This window comes from Micromonospora sp. NPDC049301, from assembly GCF_040678715.1.
Classification (GTDB): domain Bacteria; phylum Actinomycetota; class Actinomycetes; order Mycobacteriales; family Micromonosporaceae; genus Micromonospora.
Genome location: NZ_JBFAQO010000003.1, coordinates 567,391 through 588,718 on the forward strand (window position 1 = coordinate 567,391; position 21,328 = coordinate 588,718).

The 21,328-nt window shown below is 67.4% G+C and carries 18 protein-coding genes; 10 read left to right on the forward strand and 8 right to left on the reverse strand.

Annotated elements, in window-relative coordinates; genetic code table 11:
* Positions 1-97 precede the first annotated feature (97 nt).
* From AB0K07_RS12520 to AB0K07_RS12545, 6 genes are all read right to left on the reverse strand, one after another.
* Positions 98-487, reverse strand: a complete 390-nt coding sequence (locus AB0K07_RS12520) for a hypothetical protein (RefSeq protein WP_363753984.1) — start codon at positions 485-487, stop codon at positions 98-100.
* Positions 484-2,940 carry an AAA family ATPase gene (locus AB0K07_RS12525; RefSeq protein ID WP_363753987.1) on the reverse strand — a complete coding sequence of 819 codons (2,457 nt, stop codon included), beginning with the start codon at positions 2,938-2,940 and terminating at the stop codon, positions 484-486. The genes AB0K07_RS12520 and AB0K07_RS12525 overlap by 4 nt, the downstream gene beginning before the upstream one ends.
* 204 nt (positions 2,941-3,144) lie before the next feature.
* Complete coding sequence (locus AB0K07_RS12530) at positions 3,145-3,963, reverse strand: RNase H family protein (protein WP_363753989.1); 819 nt, start codon at positions 3,961-3,963, stop codon at positions 3,145-3,147.
* Between the two features lie 44 nt (positions 3,964-4,007).
* Positions 4,008-4,643: a hypothetical protein gene (locus AB0K07_RS12535; RefSeq protein WP_363753991.1), complete on the reverse strand. Its 636-nt coding sequence runs from the start codon at positions 4,641-4,643 to the stop codon at positions 4,008-4,010.
* 51 nt (positions 4,644-4,694) lie between these two features.
* Positions 4,695-6,455, reverse strand: a complete 1,761-nt coding sequence (locus AB0K07_RS12540) for a DUF6119 family protein (protein ID WP_363753994.1) — start codon at positions 6,453-6,455, stop codon at positions 4,695-4,697.
* Between the two features lie 95 nt (positions 6,456-6,550).
* Positions 6,551-7,081, reverse strand: a complete 531-nt coding sequence (locus AB0K07_RS12545; protein ID WP_363753997.1) for a DUF4352 domain-containing protein — start codon at positions 7,079-7,081, stop codon at positions 6,551-6,553.
* Positions 7,082-7,562: 481 nt separating this feature from the next.
* Between AB0K07_RS12545 and AB0K07_RS12550 the strand changes: the two genes are divergently transcribed.
* From AB0K07_RS12550 to AB0K07_RS12575, 6 genes are all read left to right on the forward strand, one after another.
* A complete protein-coding gene (locus AB0K07_RS12550) occupies positions 7,563-9,413 on the forward strand; it encodes a hypothetical protein (RefSeq protein WP_363754000.1) in 1,851 nt (616 codons plus the stop codon).
* A gap of 12 nt (positions 9,414-9,425) precedes the next feature.
* Positions 9,426-11,048, forward strand: a complete 1,623-nt coding sequence (locus AB0K07_RS12555; RefSeq protein ID WP_363754002.1) for a class I SAM-dependent DNA methyltransferase — start codon at positions 9,426-9,428, stop codon at positions 11,046-11,048.
* A gap of 61 nt (positions 11,049-11,109) precedes the next feature.
* Positions 11,110-12,219, forward strand: coding sequence for a restriction endonuclease subunit S (locus tag AB0K07_RS12560; RefSeq protein WP_363754333.1), 1,110 nt, complete (start codon positions 11,110-11,112; stop codon positions 12,217-12,219).
* Between the two features lie 57 nt (positions 12,220-12,276).
* The gene (locus tag AB0K07_RS12565; protein ID WP_363754005.1) at positions 12,277-15,447 is read left to right on the forward strand and encodes a type I restriction endonuclease subunit R; all 3,171 of its coding nucleotides are present in this window, start codon (positions 12,277-12,279) and stop codon (positions 15,445-15,447) included.
* A 231-nt stretch (positions 15,448-15,678) separates the two neighbouring features.
* Positions 15,679-16,839 carry a hypothetical protein gene (locus tag AB0K07_RS12570; RefSeq protein WP_363754007.1) on the forward strand — a complete coding sequence of 387 codons (1,161 nt, stop codon included), beginning with the start codon at positions 15,679-15,681 and terminating at the stop codon, positions 16,837-16,839.
* Positions 16,840-16,958: 119 nt separating this feature from the next.
* Positions 16,959-17,582 carry a DUF6308 family protein gene (locus tag AB0K07_RS12575; RefSeq protein WP_363754009.1) on the forward strand — a complete coding sequence of 208 codons (624 nt, stop codon included), beginning with the start codon at positions 16,959-16,961 and terminating at the stop codon, positions 17,580-17,582.
* Positions 17,583-17,656: 74 nt separating this feature from the next.
* On the opposite strand, the gene AB0K07_RS12580 is transcribed toward AB0K07_RS12575, so the two are convergent.
* Positions 17,657-18,109: a GntR family transcriptional regulator gene (locus tag AB0K07_RS12580; RefSeq protein WP_363754011.1), complete on the reverse strand. Its 453-nt coding sequence runs from the start codon at positions 18,107-18,109 to the stop codon at positions 17,657-17,659.
* A 244-nt stretch (positions 18,110-18,353) separates the two neighbouring features.
* Here AB0K07_RS12580 and AB0K07_RS12585 point away from each other — a divergent pair, with 244 nt between their 5' ends.
* The 4 genes from AB0K07_RS12585 to AB0K07_RS12600 all read left to right on the forward strand — a co-directional run bounded on the left by AB0K07_RS12585 (position 18,354) and on the right by AB0K07_RS12600 (position 20,695).
* On the forward strand, positions 18,354-18,653 hold the full coding sequence (locus AB0K07_RS12585) for a DivIVA domain-containing protein (protein WP_363754014.1): 300 nt from the start codon (positions 18,354-18,356) through the stop codon (positions 18,651-18,653).
* Complete coding sequence (locus tag AB0K07_RS12590) at positions 18,650-18,901, forward strand: hypothetical protein (protein WP_282303959.1); 252 nt, start codon at positions 18,650-18,652, stop codon at positions 18,899-18,901. Before AB0K07_RS12585 ends, AB0K07_RS12590 begins: the two co-directional genes overlap by 4 nt.
* An 84-nt stretch (positions 18,902-18,985) precedes the next feature.
* On the forward strand, positions 18,986-19,888 hold the full coding sequence (locus AB0K07_RS12595) for a phospholipase D-like domain-containing protein (RefSeq protein WP_363754336.1): 903 nt from the start codon (positions 18,986-18,988) through the stop codon (positions 19,886-19,888).
* A gap of 81 nt (positions 19,889-19,969) precedes the next feature.
* Complete coding sequence (locus AB0K07_RS12600; RefSeq protein WP_363754017.1) at positions 19,970-20,695, forward strand: CBS domain-containing protein; 726 nt, start codon at positions 19,970-19,972, stop codon at positions 20,693-20,695.
* Positions 20,696-20,805: 110 nt separating this feature from the next.
* Here AB0K07_RS12600 and AB0K07_RS12605 read toward each other — a convergent pair whose 3' ends face one another.
* Positions 20,806-21,294 (reverse strand): hypothetical protein, encoded by a 489-nt coding sequence (locus AB0K07_RS12605; protein WP_363754020.1) that lies wholly within the window; start codon positions 21,292-21,294, stop codon positions 20,806-20,808.
* Between the last annotated feature and the right edge of the window lie 34 nt (positions 21,295-21,328).

The following is a 21,328-nucleotide window of genomic DNA, read 5'->3' on the forward strand; positions in this document are numbered from 1 at the left end:
GTCAGGGTTACCCCTGCACGTTACGCACGTGCCAGCCCGATCGCCGGGGGATCAGGATCGTGGCGGGACAGCGGTCGTTGACGAACCCGCCGTCCGGTCATCGCTGGTCGAGTCGGGCGAGCAGCGCGTTCACCTCGGTGTGCAGCCGGCGCAGCTCCGCGGCTGTCGGCGCCAGCTCGTAGCAGTGGTGGTGCGCGGCGGTCGAGAGCGTGGCCCACGCGTACGCCACTCGCCGGGCGGTCTCCGTGCCCGGCCCGAGCCGCCCGCGCAGCATCAGCTGCTTGGCTCGGCCCTGCCGGCAGGCCGCGACGGTCGGCTTGACCCGCCGCCAGTAGGCGTCGATGCCGCCTTCCAGGGCGAGCCGGATCAGGCAGGCGCAGGCCCGAGGCCACCAGCCGCCGGGAACGGCGACGGCCCCCAGCAGGCCGGAGCCGCGCAGAAGTTGGTCGGCCGCCGCCAGGCAGCGCTGCGGCGTCGGCCCGGTCACCGCAGCGCCTCCGCGAGGAAGCGGACGTCCGCGACCAGGCCCGGCAGGTCCGCCAGGTACGCACCGTGCACGCCCTCCCGGCACGCCTGGTACGCGTTCACCGACCGTCGTCCGTACCGACGGAGCAACTGGCCGAGCACGTCACCGCCCCGATCGGGGTCGTCGAACAGCGCCAACGCGACGATGGTGGCCAGCCGGCGCGACGCGGCCTTGATGGCCTTCTCGATGTCGTCGTGCGGGACACCTCGTGCGACCCGTACCCGCCAGACCACCCGGTGGCAGGCAGCCTCCACGGCCGAGCGGCACAGCTCCGCCACCACCGGCCCGCGCACCTCGGCGGGGATCTCCTCGTTGCGCGACAGCGCGTTCGCGTCGTCCAGGTAGCGGGTCACCGGATCGGAGCCGGGCCGCAGCGTCACCACCGACTTCTCTGCCCGGTGCACTTCGACGATGCGGGCATCACCGAGGCCGAGCCGGGTGACCGCTTCGGGCAGGCGCGTGTCGTGGGTGAAGACCACCACCTGTCGCTGCTCGGCCAGCTCGGCGAGCACCCGCGCGAGACCGTCCACCTTCGACGGGTCCATGCTCTGCACCGGGTCGTCGACCACGATGAACCGGAACGGGCTTTCCGGGGCGCAGCTGCGTGGCAGGAAGGTGGCCAGCCCGAGCGCCTGCATCTCACCCTGGCTCATCACGCCCAGCGCGGTGCCGTTGTCGGCGCCGTCCACGCTGACCGGGAAGACCACCCGCCGCCGGGTGTTCGCGCCTTCGAGCGTCATCGCCCCCAACTCGACGTTGCTCTCCTGCCGCAGCTGAGCCCAGATCCGCTGCGAGTGCCCGGCGAACGGCGCGACCCGCTCGTTGCGAATCTGCGTACCGGCGCCCTTCAACCAGCCGCGCGCGGCCTTCAACCGGGCCAGGGTGACCTCCCGCGCCGGCAACCCGCCGGCCGCGGCCACCCACTCGCGCACCTCGGCCGCCGCCGCCCGCCAACCGGTGTCGCGCTGCCGCAGAAACCCTTCCGCGTACGCGCGGGCCGCGTCCGCCGCCGCCACCACCGCCGGGTACCGCGCGGCCAGGTGGTCGGCCAGGTCGGCCGGCTTCCCGGGTACGCGCCGCAGCGCGGCCACGGCGTCGCGCAGCGCCCCGACCGGCGGCTCCGACCCGGGACCCTCGGGCACCTCGAGATCGTCGATCAGGTGCTGCGCCTGCCGCAGCAGAGTCGTGAGCCGGTTCGCCGCCGTCTGTGCGGCGACACTGCGCTGCCGGAGGTCGGTCAGCGACTGCGCGGCGGCGGTACGCCACCCACCGTCGAGGGTGCCGGTGGCGCAGACCGGGCACGACCCGTCGCCCTGGTCCTCATGATGTTCGAGGGCGAGGCGGAGCAGTTCGGCGCTGCGCAGCGCTGCCCGGGACCGACCACCGTCGTACCGCATGGCCTCGACCGCCGCCTCCCGCAGCTGACCGGCCAGCCGGATCACCTCGTCAACCGGCGGCGGGGCGAGGGCGGCGAGTTCCCGGCAGAGCAGCACCGCCCCGTCGGTGGTCGCCTCGTCGGGCTCGTCGAGGATCGCCGTCACCGTGGCGAGGTCGACCGCGCCCCGGCCGCGCAGGAGCGCGGCGGTCCGCCGGGCCCGGTCGTCGGTGATCCCGGACAGCGCGTCGGCCAGGGCGGTGCGCTGTGCGCGTACCTCCTTGATGGTCGTGTCGTGCGGCCGGGCGGCGCGCAGCAGACGCTGGTCGGCGTCGGTGAGCGCGTCCAGGCCGAGGATCGCGAAGAGCGCGTCGAAGAGCTGGCTCTGCGTGCCGGCGGCGAGCTTGCCCAGCTCGGCGGCGGTGAGGAACGGCCGGTACAGCTCCAGCGGGCGAGCCAGACCCAGATCGGAGAGGCCGGCGTGCCGCCCCCGGGCGCTGGTCACGGTCACCTCGGCGTCGGACAACTCGGCCCCGACTGGCCAGGAGCGGTTCACCCGGGTCGGCGTGGCCACCCCGTCGACCCGCAGCTCCACGTCGACCCAGCACGGATCCGGGTTGTGGATGTTGCGCCACCCCGTACGCCAGACGCTCGTCTTGTCGGCCCACCGGGCGCTGTCACCGGTGAGGGCGAGTTCGACGGCCTCGGCGAAGCTGGACTTGCCGGAGCCGTTGCGGCCGACGACCAGGGTGAGGCCCGGACCGGGGTCGACCTGGAGCGTCCGTTCCGGGCCGACGCCGCGGAACCCGGCGACGGTCACCGACTTCAGCCAGATCCGGTCGGCTGGACCGTCGCCAGTGGGGGAGCGCGGGTCGAGCCGGGTGGGGGTGTCGGCGAGGGCGGCGGTCAGGTCGTCCTCGCTGCTCAGCGCGGCGAGGACCAGCTCGGCGGTCTCAGCCGGTACGTCGTCAGCGGCGGCGAGCCGTTCGAAGATCAGCTCGATCAGGGGTGCGGTGGTGGGCTGCGCGGGATCGGTCATGGTCGTCTCCAGGCGCGTGGTGTCCGCGGACCGACGGGTCGTCGGCCCGCCCGGGGCGAGCGGTGGAAGTGGGGAGGCCGTTGTCGGCCCGGCTGGGGCGAGCAGGGGAGTCGGGAGGCGGTGGTGGTCGTCGGACGCTGTAGAGCTGATGTCGCAAACGAATCAGTGGTTCAACGTCGGCCGCTCCGGGCACCCCGGGAGCGGTCAGAGCGTGGCGTTCGCGTGCCAGTCGCGCAGGAACGCGTCGACCAGGGCGTGCGCCCGAGGACGCAGGTCGAAGGATTCCTCCTCCCGGCGGCGGGCCATGTGCGACAGGCCGTCGGCGGCCTCGTTGAGGGCGTGGCCGTTGTGCCCCTTGACGTGCGCGAACGTCAGGTCGGGGCGGCGGGCCACCTGCTCGGCGAGCCGGACCAGGGTGGGCTGGTCCGACCAGCGGCGCTCCCGCAGGCTGTAGCCGGCCGGCATCGCGCCGGTCTCGCCGGCCTGCCAGCGGTGCAGATAGCGCAGGGCGGCGAGGCAGTCCAGCAGCACCGTCATGCCCACCGGCGCCTCGTCGTACCCGGTCAGCAGGTAGTCGACCGCGCGCAGCTCGTTGATCAGCACCCGGGAGGCGCCGGTCGGGTCGAGCCGGCCGGTGCCCCGACCGAGCAGGCCGTAGTGGCCGTCGCTGACGACGTACCCGATGCCGCCGACGCGGCCCTTCCAGCTGGCGTCGGTCGCGGCGACCAGCGGCGCGGACGTCGCCGCCCAGCGGACCACCCGGCCGCGGCCGCGCTGCTGGTCGTCACCGGACCGGCGGTGGATCCCGTGGTCGGCGGCCAGCCGCTCGGCGGTGTCGAGCAGATCGCCGGCGGAGGTCAGCTCGTCGTAGTGCGCGGCGGTGAGCGCCAGGCAAACGGCGTCGCCGATGCGCTGGCAGTCGTCGCAGCGGGTGGGGCGGGTGAAGGCGCGCAGGGTGAGAGCGCGGTCGTGCAGGGGAGGGGGGAGCAGAGCCAGGGTGCGGAGGAACTCATCGGGACGCACGACGCCTCCTGACGTCTTGTGATGCGGACACGCTCATTGCGTTCTCACAGCTCCGACACGTCGGTCACGACGGCGGTCAGCTTGTCGCCGGAGCGCTTCGTGCTGGCCGTCTCCTCCTGCTGGACGGAGGCGGAGTCGCCGGTCACCTCGAAGGTGTTGATGATCGGGTCCTCCGCGCCCTTGACCTCGTACGTCACCTCGTAGGTGCTGGACGGGTCGAGGCCATCGCCGATGTAGGTGACGTCGATCCGGTAGGTGATGTTGCAGCCAGCGCTGCCGAAGCACTGCTTCCGCAGCGTCTTGACCTTGAGCTTGAAGTCGCCCTTCGTCGGGGTGTCATAGACGGGTGCGGGCGGCGCCGTCGTCGCGGGCGCGGTAGCCGGTGCGGCCGCACTGGTCGGGGCGGACGTGCCGGCCCGCGACTGGGAAGCAGCAGTGGGGGCAGGCTTCCCTTGATCGGGCGACTCCTCACCGTTCGTTGTGGCCAGCAGCACGCCGCAGCCGCCGAAGCAGAGCAGCAGCACCAGAACGGCAGCGCCGGCGATGACCCACCGGACCTGGGACCTTTTGCGGATGACGGGCTGCGGGCCCGTTGCGCCCACGGTCTCGGGCTGAGCCGGGGTCTCGGGCTGAGCCGGGGTCTCGGCCGGCGGGTCCGGCTGGTGGTGAGGCTCGGTCATGGTTCTCTCCTCTGTTGAGCGGGAAGCTGTGGAGCTGATGTCGTGAACGGATCAGGTGGACGGGATGCCGAGGACTTCGACCTCGACGCCCTCGTTGCGCAGGGACTTCATCGCCCGGTAGAGCGCGACCTGGGCGAAGGTGAAGAGCGAGTCGACGGTGAGCGGCTTGCCGGAGCCGAGGGCGATCGCGTAGATGACCTTGCGGGGCTGGAAGTTCAGGTCGACGACTCGCCCCGACGGCTGCCGCTCGACCATCTCGACGAGCGCGTTGCGGGCGTCAGCCTCGTACCGCAGTGCGTCGACCGACACCGCGCCCTGCGCGAAGAGGTGGCTCAATGCCGAGCTGCCCTTGGCCCGCTTGACGTGGATCAGCTCGTTGTCGGGTCCGAGCAGGTCGCAGGCCTCGATACGGTGGGGGTGCTGGTTCGTCCGCAGCAGCTGCCGGTCAAGCAGGGTCAGACCGCAGACCTCCGCGGCGTGGACGTTGTACTTCGCCTCGTCCGTCAGGTCGGCGGTCCAGGCCGGGAGTGCGAAGCTGGCCGGTCCGGCCAGGATCTGCTCGATCTCGTCGCGGAGGAACTTGCGGTGCTGGTCACCGATCTCGTACCAGCCGCCCTCGTGCAGCAGGAGCTGACTCTCACCGTGCGCGAGTTGCGCGGTGATCCACCGCGACACTGCCGTGGAGTCGATCTCCTCCGCGCCGGCCGCATCCGCGTAGAGGGTGACGCGTCCGTTGCAGAGCGCCGCCCACCGCTCGCCATCCGGCACGCCCTCGGTCTGCGCGAGCACGTCCGCCAGCGTGAGCTCCGGCAGGCGCACCGGGCGGAGGCCGGACTTCGGCACCCGAAGCTTGTACGACTTGACCCGCTCGATTTCGCTGAAGACCCGGCCCGGTACGGCCAGCCCGACCTCCACAGGATCCGGTAACCTGAGCAGCCGGTCCAGCTGCTCCTCCACCTTCGCTAGGCGGGGGTCCCGGGCCGGCACGGGACGGATCTGGGTGATGAACTCCAGATCAGCGAAGGGTGCCTCCTGCTTGCAGACCCGGTCGATCTCCCGCAGGTCGGCGAGCAGACTCGCGGGTTCGACACCGAGATGGACGCGCAGGGTGTCGCTGCCCTCGACCGGGGTGGCCTTACCCGTGGACCGGCAGACGGTGAGGTTCGGGTTGAACGTTCGCCCGCAGACCTGGCCGACGATCTCGCCCCACTTGTCGATGCCGTACATCCGGATGTGCTGACCGCCCGGGACCATGTTGCGGTCGACCCGGCCAGTGGTGCCGAACACCCGCCGGCGTACCTGCTTGATCTCGTCGGGGGCGAGCGAACGCACCGCGAAGCCGATCCCGAAGCCCGAGTTGGCCAGGTCCAGATCGACCATGTGACGGCCGACGGTGCCGTAGGCGAGGGCGTAGACGTGGTTGTCGACCGCGACGAGCAGCGCGGCACCGCCACTGCTGAACCCCAGGTCGGTCGTCTCCCCGGTCAGCGAGGCCAGCACATCGCACCAGTCGGCCCGCTGGCGCGGCACCGTCCCGTGCACCAGCAGCGCTGGCGCACCGGCCACCAGGCGCTCCTCGACCATGAAGTCGTGCTGTCGCACGTACCGGTGGTTCACCGCCTCATGCAGACCCTCGACGGTCGGCGTCACCCGTTCCAGCTGGTAGACCGACGTCAGATAGGTGCCCTCCGGCCGCTCGGGCAGGTCGAGGTCGAAGAGGGTAGGCGCTTCGTAGGGCGGACGGGTGACGTCCTTGCGGACGACACGACGGTTGGTCGATCTGGTCGTGGTCGGCTGGCTCGCACGGCGCACGTCGATCTCCTCGCGTTGAGAATCGGGGTGGCGGTGGTGCGGGGGAGGGGTGCGCCGAGGAAGGGCTTCGCGGGTCCCGCCCTCGGCGCGAGCGGTCAGCTCAGGGCGACGGTGACGCCGCCGGAGAACATCGAGTCGTGCAGCTCGAGCTTGGTGAGCTTGACGTTCTTCGGGATGTCGAAGACCACGACGCCGTTGACCTGGTTGCCGGGGTTGATGTCGTTGAGGAACGTCTCGGCGTTCTTGTTCGCGTAGATCGCGGCGCCGGAGTCGGCGGAGTACTCGGTGCCGTCGGCCGCGTAGGCCTTCTGGCTGCTGCCGTCGAACATCTGCGCCTCCTTGCCGATGTTCTTCACGTTGAGCGTGACCAGGCAGAACTGGCCCTGGGCCTTCTCGCCGAGCAGGTCGCTACCGACCTTGGCCACGCCGCACTTGGACGACTTGACCGTGAACTCGAACTTCCCGTCCCGGGCGGGCTGACCGACCTTCGCGGTCTTGGCGGGCTTGTCGTCGCCCTTGGCGCCTTCACCGCCGCCGGAGCTGCCGGCGTTGTCGGTGGTGCCGGAGCCGCAGCCCAACGCGACGAGGCCGGTGGCGATCAGGGCGAGGGTGGTGGTCTTGCGCATGCTTTTCTCCTTGACGGGTCTGATGGCGTCGGCCGGGGCTGGCGGTGGTGGCCGCCCCGTGCCGCATCTCATAAGAGCGGCAGGCCAGCAGACGGGCGACAACGCGTCGTGAGAACCCCACCTATCACGGCGGCATAAGCAGAGCCAGATAACCCCCCTTATCACCGGGCACAGCTTGCTCTAGTTCGTCCTCCGTCGGTAGTGTCGCGGCGCGGACAACCGGACGGGTGGGAGGAGGTGGGGACAAATGTCGTCGACGGTCACGCTGGGGCAGATCGCCAGGTTTGCCCAGGTGCGCCGTCCCAGCGTCAGCAACTGGAGGCGCCGGCATCCTGACTTTCCTGACCCGGTAGGCGGTTTGCCCGGCCAGCCACTCTTTGATTCGGATGAAGTAGCCCGGTGGTTGGACCATCGGCCGGTGCCGGCTCCGCGTGAGGGTGCCTCAGCGGCCATCACCTACGGAGATAGATTCCGGGCAAGCATGGATCGTGGTGGCAGTCTCGATGAGACGCAGCTCGATCCCGACACCTTTGCCGACGTCGCGCTTGAGTTGATCGCGCTGCGAGTAGCCCATCAACGCCCACTGCCCGCCGACCTCGTCACTCTCTCGGAGCTGTGCGTCAGCGTCGAGGCGGAGCACCCCGATCTCGTCGGCCTGCTCACCCATGTCGGCGCTCGAGGCCAAAGTGCGTTGTCGATGCTTGATGATGTCGAGCGTCTGGTGTCAGAGCTTGGTGCGGCGGCCGCGGCCGAGGAGGTGCTCGCCGCAGCTGGTCGTCGTGGCTGGTCCGGTGGCCCGGTTGAGACGCCCGCCGAGATCTGCGACCTGATCCTGCGCTTGGCGGACGAGATGCTGGGAGATCTCACCGAGCTTGCCGTAGCTGATCTCGCGGCCGGCCCAGGGAAGATGCTCACCGCCATGATGGCCGCTGGCCGCCCACGCGAGATCCGGTGCGCCGAGGCAGACCCGGTAGCGGCAAGGTGGCTGCGTCTGAGGTCCTTCTGCCACGGCCAGCAGATGGTCACGGTCCTCACCGACGGACAGGACACGGGCCGTCTCTCGGGCTCGGACCTTGTCTTTGTTGACCCGCCATTCCAGCCCGGCGAGCAGGAACACCATGAGGAACACCCGCTGTCCTGGGCCTCCCGAGTGGTGGAGTGCCTCAGCGACGAGGGCATTGGGTTCGCCGTTGTGCCGGAATGGACGCTGACGCGCACGGGGACGTCGCGCCGGCTTCCGGTGACGTGGGTACGCGAGCAACTCGTGCGTCGGGGTTGCGTCCGCGCGATCATCCAACTACCCCGCCACATTCACCGCTTCATCGGCGGCACGGACCTTGTGCTGCTGGTGCTGGCGCCCGACGACGGCGACGCGACGCGGGACGTCGTTGTCTGCGACGCCGACCAGGTCCGGTCCCGGTACGGCGCGTCATGGATCGAACAGACAACGCGGCTCGTGTGCGGGTCGCGGGAGTCGCGCGACGCTGAGCCATGCACGACGATTCCCGTGTCCGAGCTAATGGGCAGGCGGTCGCTCCTGCCGTCACATCTGTTGGCACCCAAGGCGGCACCTGAGGACCACGTGGTGGAGGCGGTGCGGGCACGTGAGTCCGCGGCGGCAACCTTCAAAATGGGCGCGGATGACGCGATCACCACGCTGGGACGGATCGGGGTGACCACCCGCGCGCAGGGCATCGCCTACCGCACGGTCGGCGAGCTGCTACGCGGCCGGCAGCTCATCCGTCTGCCGGGCCATCGCATACCCGATGCTGATCTGGGTCGCAGCGGACAACGAGCTCTGGGTCGCGAAGAGCTGCTCGGAGAGGTGCCCGTCGGCGAGCGTCGCATCGACGTTCTGACACTTGGGCAGTACGCCGCAGCCGCGATCACCGAACCGGGCGATGTGGTCGTCATGGCCGGCGACCAGCTTCGCGTCATGGTCGACGCTATCGGCGGCAGTGTCCTGCTCACCCCCGTACAGGGCTTGCGTATCCCCGGCTACGTCAAACACTCGTCGCTGTACCGCGACGAGCCCCAGCAGGCATGGATCGGGCCGTACGCGCTAGCGGCCCTGCTCGGCGCGGCGCGCAACGCGGCACGCACCGGTCCACGCGTGCGCAGCGTCACCCTGCACCAGCTGGAGATCCCCGTGCTGGCCGCCGTCGAATACGAGCACCTCGAACAGGTGTCCATGATGCTCAACGCCCTGGCAGAGCGCGCCCGCAACCAGGCTGCCTCGTTGGATCTGGTCCGACAGCGGATCGCCGCCGGCGTCGCAGACGGGGCGCTGAACCTGCGCTTCAAGCCCAACACGTCGAACACGAATATCTGAGGAGACGAGATAGTGCCCCCACGCGCGCGCAAGCCGGTAGAGCCGCAATCGGCCGACCTGAAAGACACTCTCTGGAAGTCGGCCGACAAGCTGCGCGGCAGCATGGACGCCGCCGAGTACAAGCACTTCGTGCTGGGCCTCATCTTCCTCAAGTACATCTCGGACTCGTTCGATGAGCGGCGGGCGCAGATCGAAGATGAACTGGAGGCAGAGGGCATCCCCGAGGCAAATCGACCCGCACTGCTGGAAGACCAGGACGAGTACGCCGGCCGCGGCGTCTTCTGGGTGCCGCAGGCCGCCCGCTGGGAGTCCCTCGCGCACCGCGCCAAGGCCGCCGCTGGCCAGACCAGCATCGGCCAACTCCTCGACGGCGCGATGAAGGCCGTCGGCGACGCCAACCCCGACCTCAAGGGCGCGCTACCGCAGGGCCTCTACAACGGGCGCGGCGTCGACGAGCGCCGTCTCGGCGAGCTCGTCGACCTCATCCACAAACTCCGCTTTCGCGACCAGTTCGACGCCGACGGCAAGCGCCGCAGCGCTCGCGATGTCCTCGGCGAGGTCTACGAATACTGTCTGGAGAAGTTCGCGCTGGCCGAGGGCCGACGCGGCGGCGAATACTTCACCCCGAAGAGCATCGTCAAGCTCATTGTCGAGATCCTCGAACCGCAACCGGGCGAACGGGTCTACGACCCGGCGTGCGGCTCCGGCGGCATGTTCGTCCAGGCCGAGAAGTTCATCGAGACCCACGGCGGCAGAGCGTTCGACATCTCGGTCTTCGGCCAGGAGCTGAATCAGAACACCTGGCGGCTGGCGAAGATGAACCTCGCCATCCACGGCATCGAGGCCAACCTCAGCACGAGGTGGGCCGACAGCTTCCACGAAGACCAGCATCCCGATTTGCGCGCTGACGTCGTCATGGCCAACCCACCGTTCAACATCTCCGACTGGGGCGGCGACCGGCTCGTCATGGACCCCCGCTGGGAGTACGGCATCCCGCCGGTCGGCAACGCCAACTACGCGTGGCTCCAGCACATGGCCCACAAGCTCTCCCCGAAGGGGCGCGCCGGCATCGTCCTCGCCAACGGCTCCATGTCTAGCAAGCAGTCCGGCGAGGGCGACATCCGCCGCGCCATGGTGGAAGGCGACCTCGTCGCGTGCATGGTCGCGCTGCCCGGTCAGCTCTTCCGCTCCACCCAGATTCCGGCCTGTCTGTGGTTCCTATCCCGAGACAAGAGCCCACACGGATCGAAGCGGCTCACCAACCGCACCAACCAGCTGCTCTTCATCGACGCCCGCAACATGGGCATGATGGTGAATCGCACCGAGCGCGAACTCACCGACGACGACATTCGCCGCATCGCTAGCATCTACCACGCCTGGCGCGGCACCGACAAGACGATCGAGTACAAAGACCTGCCCGGCGTCTGCAGGTCAGCCACGCTGGACGAAATACGTGAACACGACTTCATCCTCACGCCGGGCCGCTACGTCGGGGCGGCCGAGGTCGATACCTCCAACGACGAACCGATCGCCGAACAGATCGAGCGGCTGAAGAAGGAGCTGTACGCGCAATTCGACGAATCGGCTCGTCTCGAGGCTGTCGTCCGTGAACAGCTGGGGAGGATCCATGTCTGAGTGGCGGAGTGCAAGGCTTCACGAGGTCTGTAATCAGATAACAGTGGGGCATGTCGGCTCCATGGCATCTGAGTATGTGAGTCAAGGAGTTCTATTCCTTCGTTCTCAGAACGTCCGGCCGGGACGGCTTGACCTCGCTAATTGCAGATGGATTCCCGCAGAATTTCATGAACGTCTCCGGAAATCGCAACTGAATCCTGGAGATATCGTGATTGTGCGCACAGGGATTCCAGGCGCGGCCGCACTTATCCCTGATGGACTGGGGCCAGTCAACTGCTCAGATCTGATCATTGTCCGCCCGGGCGCTGAGATTGACGCAAGATTTCTCTGCTATTCGATCAACGCAACTGCCGCATCGTTTGTCGTGGCTCACACCGTGGGTGCTGTTCAGCAGCACTTTAATATTGGGTCTGCACGCAACCTCGTCATAACTCTTCCCGCTAAGCAAGAGCAACATGCGATAGCCGACGCTCTTTCTGCCTTGGATGACAAGATTGCGGTCAACGAGCGGATCGCCGATACGAGTTGCGCGTTGGCGCTTTCTCTCTTCTCTGAAGAGCGGTGGTCGTCTCGAACCAGCCTCTCGTCGTTGTGCAGGCTGAGCAAAGTCCAACTGATGCCGTCCACCCTCAACGTCCCTTCGGTGGCACATCACAGCCTTCCGGCCTTCGACAGCGGCCAAGTGCCGGACGTCTGTTCTCCGGAAAAGATCTTGAGTACGAAATTCCTGGTGGACGAACCAAGTGTCCTGCTGTCGAAGCTCAACCCCGATATTCCGAGAGTTTGGCGAGTTGAGCCAAAGGTCGGTGTGCCGGCATTCGCGTCAACCGAGTTTCTTGTGCTTGCGCCAAATCCGACCATCACTACTGCGGAGCTCTGGGCCGTTGCTCGCCAGGGTGAATTCCTCTCCCGTCTCGCTGCGCGTGTAACGGGAACGTCGAAGAGCCATCAACGTGTGCGTCCGGACGAGGTCCTCGGGTCCAATGTAGTCGATATTCGGGCGATTGATATAGTGACGAGGCAGCAGGTTGCTTCGCTGGTAGAGCGGGCCGAGCAGGCTCGTGAAGAGGGCAACACTCTCGCCCAGCTTCGAGGTGCGCTGCTGCCGAAGTTGATCTCTGGAGAGCTCAGGATCAAGGACGCGGAGCGGTTGGTTTCCGACGCGGTGTGACAGTGCCTTTGCACGTTCCGCAACTACTCCACGATCCTCGCCCAATAGGGAGAAGCTATGAGCCTGTCGGACGGTCCGGCCTTCCCGCACGACGAGTCCGAGGCCGAGTGGGAGCAACATGTCAAGGATCAGCTTGGCGAGTGGTGGCAGCCCATGACCGGCGCCGAACTGGCGCCGTCCCGCAAGGGTGATGGCGCGCGGAAGTCTTGGGGCGACCTGATCCTCCACGGCCGTCTTTGCGAGGCAGTCGCGCGGATCAATCCGCAGTTGCCGCCGGACGCCGTGGACGAGGTGGTGGCCGAGTTCGAGAAGCGGACGTCGGCCGACGCGTTCACAGAGCGGCACCGCCTGCACACGTTGCTCACGCGCGGGGTTAAGGTTGGCTACGTCGATCCGGCGTCGGGGGAGAACCGTACCGACACGGCCTGGGTGATCGACTTTCTCGACCCGTACGGCAATGATCTGATCGCGGCCAACCAGGTGACAATCAAGGATGCCCGCCATAAACGCCGGCTGGATGTAGTGGCCTACGCAAACGGTCTGCCGCTGGCGGTGTTCGAGCTCAAGAAGGCCGGCGCGACCGACGGGACCCGCGAGGCGTACGACCAACTCATGACCTATCGACGTGAGTTCGGTGCGACCGCCCTCGCGGTGCCGGTCTTCGCCGTCGCCAGCGACGGCATCACCGCACGCATCGGGACGCTGTTCACCTCTTGGGAGCACATGGCGCCATGGGACATCGACGAGCGCGGTGAGCCCGTTGACGTCAGCGACGGCCGTGCACTGGAGACACTGATCGGCGGGGCGTTCGACCCCAAGCTCTTCTTGGACCTGCTGGTCAACTTCACCGCCTTCTCGCGAGAGCGGGGTGGCGCGATCGACACCGTGCGCTTGGCGAAGGCCCACCAGATGTTCGCGGTCAACACGGCGGTCGACAAGACGATCACCGCGGTGGGCGGCGACGGCAAGATCGGCGTCGTGTGGCACACGCAGGGCTCGGGCAAGAGCATGGAGATGGCGTACTACACCGCGAAGGTGATGAAAGAGCCGGCTCTGCGTAACCCGACGATCGTGGTGCTCACTGACCGGATCGACCTGGACAGCCAACTCTTCCTCACCTTCGCCGCCAGTGACCTGCTGCCTGAGACACCCGTGCAGGTGGACACGAAGGAGCAGTTGATGCGCCTGCTGGATCGGCCATCCGGCGGGATTATCTTTACTACGCTCCAGAAGTTCAACCGCTCCAAGGCGGACAAGGAAGCGAACATCGACTTCCCCCTGCTGTCCAAGCGGCGCAACGTGCTCGTGGTCGTGGACGAGGCGCACCGCAGCCACTACGACTTTCTCGACGGCTACGCCAAGAATCTGCACGACGCGCTTCCCAACGCGGCGTTCATCGCCTTCACCGGCACGCCGATCTCCAGAGCCGAGGCGAACACCCGCGCTGTCTTCGGCGACTACATCGACGTGTACGACCTGACCCGTGCGGTCCGTGACGGCGCCACGGTCAGGGTCTACTACGAGAACCGACACATTCCGGTGCACCTCCCCGAGGGCGTGAACCCGGTGGAGTTGGACGAGGAGGCCGAGGACCTGACCGTCGACCTCGACGAGGAGGAGATCAAGCGCGTCCGGCGGGCGTTCGCGCAGTATGAGGACGTCGTGGGCCACGCCGAGCGGGTACGGAAGCTCGCTGTGGACATCGTGGAGCACTGGGAACGGCGTCGGACCGAGATGGTCAAGCTGACCGGCAAGCCCGGCAAGGGCATGATCGTCTGTTACTCCCGAAAGGTCGCAGCTGACCTTTACAAGGAGATCACCGCGAGCCGCTCGGAGTGGCACCACGAAGACGACGACGAAGGCCTGATCAAGGCGGTTTTCACCGGCAGCGCCAAGGACCAGGAGCCGATTGCCACCCACGTCCGGTCGACCGGCGCGATCAAGAAGATCCAGCGTCGGGCCACGGATCCTGACGACCCGCTGGAGCTGGTGATCGTCCAGTCGCTCTGGCTGACCGGGTTCGACGCGCCGCCGCTGCACACGATGTACCTCGACAAGCCGATGCGCGGGGCGGCGTTGATGCAGGCCCTCGCCCGTGTGAACCGCCGGTGGGGTGAAAAGCCCAGCGGTCTGGTGGTGGACTTCCTTGGCATCGCCGACGACCTCACCAAGGCGCTCGCCGAGTACACCCGGACCGACATCGACGAGAAGCCGATCGGGAAGGACATCAGCGCGGCGGTCGACATGGTGGTTGAGCTGCACGGCGTGATCGGTAGCCAGCTTCACGGCATCAACTGGAAGGCCAAGCGCGACTCGGGCAGACCGCGTGCCTTCTACCATGCCGCGCTCGACGTTGTGGATTACCTTCGCAGCCCTGAACCAGATTTGGAGGAGGGCAAGCCCACCCTTGCCGAGCGCTTCGCCGACACCGCCCGCAAGATCGCTCGCGTCTACAGCAATTGCCCGCGTGAGGACAAGCTTCGGCTACTGCGGACGGACCTGGAGTTCTTCGAGGCCGTACGTCTGTATCTGGCCAAGTTGAGGGCTGAGGAGCGGGCGGAGCGGGGGCTCGCGACGGCGGCGGACGTGGAGTTGGCGATTCGGCAGCTTACGGCGAGCGCGATAGCGGTGGATGAGGTAGTCGACATTTATGAGGCGGCTGGCATCCAGCGCCCCGACTTGTCGCACCTGGACGAAGACTTCATGCGTCGACTGCGCGAGAGCCAGCGCCCCAACCTGGCCATCGAAGCGCTGCGGCGAGCGATCGAGCGTGAGGTGCGGTCGGCTCACCCCCACAATGTTGTCGCCCAGGAAGGGTTCACCGCGAAACTGCTCAAGACGATGCAGCGCTACACCTCGGGCGGGCTGACAGCTGCCGAGATCATCGCGGAGTTGGTCGCGCTGGCCAAGGAGGTCTCGGCCGACCGCGGCAAGGCTGCCGAGATGGGCCTGACGGAGGACGAGTACGCCTTCTACACGGCGGTCGCGCAGAACGAGTCGGCGAAGGAGATGCTTGGCGATGGGGTGCTGGGGCAGATCGCCAGGGACCTCGTCAAGGAGCTTCAGGACCTGCCGGTCGACTGGTGGATCCGGGAGCAGGCCCAGGCTCTGGTCCGCAGCAAGGTCAAGCGACTGCTGGCCCGGTACGGCTACCCGCCCGACGCCCGTATGGAGGCTGTCGATCTGGTGCTCAAGCAGACCCGCACCTACGTGGAAGACCAAGCGTAGCGCCGCGAGGTCTGAACGCATCCGGCGGCGCACGGCTGAGGGGCCTCAGCTTATTGTCCACAAACGGTGCTTGAACGGATCTTCAAATTGGACCACGCGTTGTGGTCTTCTCGTCTTGTGCCAGTGGCGGAGAGGTTCCTGCCCGGCGGGCTGGCGCGGTCCCGCCCTCGCCGGCACGACGACCTGGCTGACGGTCAGCTGAAGTGAGGCGTTGGTGAGCAGGTTGAACGGGTGATTGAACTACATGACGCGGTCAAGCAGTGCGCTGACCTGTTGGAGCGCCACCGGCGGCGTGCGCAGCGGATCGGTGAGCAGAACACCAAGGCAGGCTTGATCGAGCCCGTCATCGGCGCCTTGGGATGGGACTTGTTCGACCCCGATGAGGTGCACCGTGAGTACCGACGTCGTGGCACCGACAACCCGGTCGACTACGCCCTCCTACTCCTACGCACGCCACGACTGTTCATCGAGGCGAAAGGGCTTGGCGAGAACCTTGACGATCCGCGGTGGGCAAACCAGACGATCGCCTATGCCGCCGTCGCTGGCGTCGAGTGGGTGGCGCTCACGGACGGCTCGGAGTGGCGGGTCTACAACGCCCACGCGCCCGTGCCGGTTGAACAGAAGCTCTTCCGCGCAGTCCGACTTGAGGACGACGTAGAGGCGGTAGTCGAGCTGTTGAGCCTGCTCAGTAAGGACAACATGCGGGACAACCGGATCGAGGAGCTGTGGAAGGGCTTCTTCGTCGACCGACAGGTACACGCCGAGCTCGTCGAGCTGTTCGCCGGCGGGGAGCCTGCCGTCGACCTTGTGGCGCTGCTCGACCGTCGGCTGTCCAAGCTCACCCGGGAGGACATTCGCTCCAGTCTCATACGAGCGCGCGCGACCTTCGACTTCCCCGCGGCGGCCACGCCGCTGGCCTCCCGACCAGCTCCAGCGGCCCTCGCGCCGCTGATAGCTCAGAGGCAAGAGAGCAGCATCGTAACTCCGCGCGTCACCCCGGCCTCGGAGGTCCAATCAAGGTTGAGTTCCAGCGCTGGCAAGCGCCGACCCGGTAAGCCGCGGGTCAGCCCAGAAGAGCGCAAGCTTCATCTTCCCGACATGATCGACGTAGGCCGGCTGCGGCCGGGCTGCACGCTTGTTGCCAGCTACTTCGGGAAGCAGCACCAGGCCGAACTCTTGGCCGACGGCACCATCCGGTATCGCGGACAGGTCTACAACTCGCCGTCAGGGGCAGGGGAGGCGGTGAAGATCATCGTGCATGGTCCGAGTGTCTCGGCCACCACGAAGGCGACCGATGGCCTGGACTTCTGGCACACCGAGGACGCACGCACCGGGGAAGTGGTGTCCCTCAAGGAAATCCGCCGCCGGACCCTGGCGGATCTGTCCGCTTGACACCTGCTGCGCCCCGGACGGCACCTGCGTAGACGCCATAGACCAGCGAGAGGCTGATGATGAGCTGCCGAGGCCTGAATCTTGCACTACTGCTCCGCGTTCTGGCATATCCGCGGTCCGTGGCAGACCTACGGCGATACTTTGGCGTTGGCCTGCCGAATGGCTTGCCAGCCTTCACCGGAGGCCGGTTTGAGCAGCTTGGAGGCGGCGGTGACCACCCCGCTGTTAGAGACACGATCACCCCCGAGGACTTGATCGCGGTCGAGCTGCTCAGCGTGCACGTGCCTGCGCGCGTCGCCCTTGACCTGCTCGAAGGTGCTCTCGGGCGAGAGATCGCGACGGAATTGCGGCGCATCCCGACGGACGTCTCCCTTGCCGACGATGAGGCCCTGCAGTACATCACGGATGGTGGTCCCGCCGACCAAGCCTGGCATTTGCTGAAGAACAACGGCGGCGTTGGCTGGGTAACTGCAGGGAAACTGCTTGCACGAAAGCGACCCTGCCTCGTGCCCGTGTATGACGAGGTCGTGCGCTGCGCCTATCGCACCGGCGGCGGGTTCTGGAGTTGTCTGCATGAGCGCCTCCGCGAGGACGGAGGTGTTCTCGTGGACCGCCTCACTCGGCTGCGGGCGGAGGCGGAGTTACCGCCGGAGATCACCCCGTTGCGAGTGCTCGACGTGGTGTTTTGGATGCGGCACCGCGACGACCACACCGGATATCGGTGCCGTGGCCTGGATGAATAGCGGGCAGGAGACTCCGAGCCCGATGGACAACGTTCCACCGCGCAGCAGCCGAGACCACCTCGGGCCCGGGTCGGCTATTTTCGGCGCTCGTCGACCTGTTCGACCTGACTGACCTGCTCGGTTGGGCGCATCAGCTCGACCTGGTCGCCGGGCTTGACCTCTACCTCGCCCTTGCCGTGGCGGATCTCCAGCACCGGGACGCCCTCGTCCAGGTGCAGCTCGTTCCGTTCTCGGCCGGTCGGCATTCGAGCGACGACTGACGCGCCGGCCGGCAGTTCTACCCGTTGCCGCTCGGGCGAGCTTCGCACGCTCGTTCCGTGACCGCGAACGGTGCTGACCAGCCCCTCGGACCGCAGGATCGACATCGCCATCCGGACGGCCTCACGGCCGATGCCGTACTCCTGGGTCAGCCGGGCTTCGCTCGGCAGCGATACCCCGGGCGCCAGCTCACCGGATTCGATCCGCCGCCGCAATATGTCGGCGACCTGCACATAGACGGGTGTATGCGAGCGCGGATCGACGGTCATACCTGGTAAGCCTTGTCCCCCCGTGGGCCGCACTGGTTGTGCCCCTGTGCCCCTGTCCGTATATTTACGTGGGCGGCGACGTAGCAGGGTGGGAGCTGGATCTATAGCCCGGTCGAGTGACGCCGTAGAGCAGCCCTGGCGCCGTGCCCCTGATCGAAGCTGCGGCGGTGGGGCGGGGTGGGCCCGCGCGAGCGGTGTGAGCGGGGGCCCACCCCTTCCACTACGAGAGAGGCAGGTTGAGCAGATGAGCGTCCGCAACCAACGACCGGCACGGGAGAGCGGGGCGACGTATCGCTCCTCGACCTACACCGGTCTGCTGCCCTGGCAGGTGGGCGAGCGTCGGTTCCCGCCTACGGGGCTCGGACGCCGCGGCCTGAATCCCGACGACGTGTACGCCTTCCTCGACCGGGTTGCCATCGACATGGCAGCCGTCTACGCCACTCTCGCCGAGAGCCGCCTCGAGACTGTCCGGATCAAAAACGCGCTGCGCCGCTGGCAGACCGACCAGGCCCGCGCCCGCAACGAGCGGGACAACACCCGATGAGTCAGCGGTACGTCATCCACCTGCCCGTCGTTGCCACCGATCTGCCTGCCGCGCAACGCCTGGCCCGGGTCATCGGCCGGTGGATGCTGGTGCTGCCGATGGTGGACCCGGGGGAGACCACCGTCTCCGAGGAGGACCAGCAGTTCCTCCGGCATCGGGTCTTCTGCGATCTACGGCTGCCTGGCGGCCGACGGTGTCTGCTTCGCGATGGCCACGACGGCGACTGCTCCCGTCGCTTGCGCCGATGAGGGAGCGATGCGGCGGCGAACCACCGTGGACACGGCCGAATTGACGGGCCAAGATGCGGTGTGCGATTCATAGCGAGCCAGGTGATGCACACGATCTGTGAGAAGGCCGAGGGCAGGAAGGTCAGGGCTGCCGTCGCCTACGCGGGTGACGGGGCAACCGACCTGCTGCCGGTGAAAGCAGGCGACCTGATCGTCGTCAACGGCAGCAGGAACGCAATCGCCAGCGGCGCTACCTCCGCTCGGCTGCTGCGGAGCTGGTATGAACAGGGCGTCCTGCTCTATGCCCATGAGACCCTGCACGCGAAGGTCTTCGTCATCGGTCGGACGGCCTTCGTGGGTTCGGCCAACCTGTCGCTGCGTGCCCACACCGACCGTACGGTCGAGGCCGCGATCCAGAGCACCGATGCTGCAGTCGTCGTCAGTGCTCGAGAGTTCATCGACGAGATGGCTGCCAATGCAATCGAGATCGACGAAGCTTGGCTCGATTGGGCGGCGACGGTACCCGTCCGTACCGCTGGTGGTCCGGTGCTGTGGAACCCAGATCCGCCGTTCGAACCAAACGAGCCGTACGACGTCTGGACTGGCCCCGAGGTAAGCGCCGACTGGACTGACGAGGAGATCGCGCTGGCGCAGGCGGGCTACCGGATGCACAAGGTGGCTGGGGGCAGGGGCAGGTACGGCACGATCGCCATCAGCGAGTCCGCGACGGACGCGAGTTCGCTTGTGCAGCCTGACATGGTGTTGCTCATCCGCCCGCGCAGCGTCCAGCTGGTCAGGTTTCTCGATCGCCGTCGGCGCGGGGGAGCGGCCATGGGCTTCTACCGCACCGACCGGGATTGCGTCCGTCGAACACTGGGCGAGGTGGCGGCCGCCCTCGACAGCAGCCCAGCGAAGCTGCGCGAGGGGGACTGGGCGCGGATGGATTCATCGCAACGTGAAGCACTTCGTGAGTTGTTCAAGCTGCCGAAGCTCCCGGCCCGGTCATGATGAGCGCCGTCGGCATGTGAGCCGGTGAACAGCTCCCGCCGGCCGTCCCGGTGTTGGCCTGCGGTGTGGCAGGCTCCGCCGGTGACGATCACGACGGCAGGCGCGCGATTTCTCGCCGCCTTCAATGACATTGAAAAGCACTTTCGCTCTACTCTGCGGGCCGACGTGGCGGTCGGGTTCGCCCAACTGATCCGGGACTATGGGCAGCGGAGGCCTCTGTCGCACCAGCAGAAGAATGCCCTCGTTGCGTTTGCCTCGCTGCGGAACGCGATCAGCCACGGCACCTACTACGGCGGCCGGCCGATCGCCGACCCGGTCGAGACCGTCGTGCAGGAGATCGAGCATCTCCGACAGCAGATCATCGAACCGCCGTTGGCGCTGACCGTCCTCAAATCCGGCAATGTCTGCGCGGTGCGTCCGGACGACCCGATCAGCACCGCGCTGGACCACATCCGTGCCTTCGGGTACTCACAGTTGCCGGTGTACGACGACGGCTACGTGGGCGTGCTGACCACCAACGCCATCGCACGGTGGCTCGCCGATCAGCTGGTCAGGAACACGGGAATTGCCGAGGAAGAGCCTGTCCGGCAGGTGCTGGGGTTTGCCGAGCCAGGAGAGGGCGCCGCTCTGGTATCCAGGGCGATCACCGTGGTGGAGGCGATCGACCGGCTCAGCCAAAGCCGGCTTGCCGGGCAACAGAACACGGCGCTCATCATCACTCAGAACGGGATGCGGACCGACAAGCCGTTGCGGCTGGTGGTTCCGTTCGACCTACCGGTCCTGAGTAAGGCGCTCGCCTTCAGCTGAGCTGCACCAGGAGGGATGGCGGCGGCAGCCTGCGCCGGACCAAACGGCGGCGTCTCGGACTCGGAGGTGAATCCCGAGCCGGCGACGCCGCCGCTGGGTCGAGGAGTCGGTCAGCTGGCCAGCGAGCCCAGGTTGACGCCGTCGAGCAGGTTGATCAGCTCGTCGTCGCGGGCCACCTCGTAGCCGCGTTCACGAAGCTCCGCAACCAGCTCGGCCTCACAGTCGACAGGAATATCGAGGTACTCACCGTTGTGAACCGTGAGTACGAGTTTGGCGTACCGGTCCCGCAGGTCCTGCGGCAGGACCTCGAGCGCGCGCGTCGTGACCATCGGGGGCCAGTACCCTTCCACGACCGCGCCCACCTCAGTGATGTCGAAGGGCTCGTCGTCGCCGTACCCGTCCTCCGGCTCGTAGCAGTCGGGACCGGCGGGGTGCGACAGGTGGGTCATCTGGACCTGTCGCGCCTCGCCCCAGGTCCGCGCGGTGGCGAGTGCCCTGATTTCCGCGGCCTCCCCAGCGGCGGTAGGGGCGTCGATGAAGGCGAGGCAGTCGTGATTGGCGGCGTGGCCGTAGACCAGGTGCTGGTGGTGCGATGTCATGGCGCACATCCTGCCTCAGGCATACGACAACCAA

Bases quoted from the DNA above. Each gene is read 5' to 3' on its own strand.
- AB0K07_RS12565 (WP_363754005.1), top strand. From the start codon at position 12,277: ATGAGCCTGTCGGACGGTCCGGCCTTCCCGCACGACGAGTCCGAGGCC.
- AB0K07_RS12580 (WP_363754011.1), bottom strand. From the start codon at position 18,109: ATGACCGTCGATCCGCGCTCGCATACACCCGTCTATGTGCAGGTCGCC.
- AB0K07_RS12550 (WP_363754000.1), top strand. From the start codon at position 7,563: ATGGATCGTGGTGGCAGTCTCGATGAGACGCAGCTCGATCCCGACACC.
- AB0K07_RS12545 (WP_363753997.1), bottom strand. From the start codon at position 7,081: ATGCGCAAGACCACCACCCTCGCCCTGATCGCCACCGGCCTCGTCGCG.
- AB0K07_RS12535 (WP_363753991.1), bottom strand. From the start codon at position 4,643: ATGACCGAGCCTCACCACCAGCCGGACCCGCCGGCCGAGACCCCGGCT.
- AB0K07_RS12525 (WP_363753987.1), bottom strand. From the start codon at position 2,940: ATGACCGATCCCGCGCAGCCCACCACCGCACCCCTGATCGAGCTGATC.
- AB0K07_RS12590 (WP_282303959.1), top strand. From the start codon at position 18,650: ATGAGTCAGCGGTACGTCATCCACCTGCCCGTCGTTGCCACCGATCTG.
- AB0K07_RS12595 (WP_363754336.1), top strand. From the start codon at position 18,986: ATGCACACGATCTGTGAGAAGGCCGAGGGCAGGAAGGTCAGGGCTGCC.
- AB0K07_RS12585 (WP_363754014.1), top strand. From the start codon at position 18,354: ATGAGCGTCCGCAACCAACGACCGGCACGGGAGAGCGGGGCGACGTAT.
- AB0K07_RS12560 (WP_363754333.1), top strand. From the start codon at position 11,110: ATGGCATCTGAGTATGTGAGTCAAGGAGTTCTATTCCTTCGTTCTCAG.
- AB0K07_RS12605 (WP_363754020.1), bottom strand. From the start codon at position 21,294: ATGACATCGCACCACCAGCACCTGGTCTACGGCCACGCCGCCAATCAC.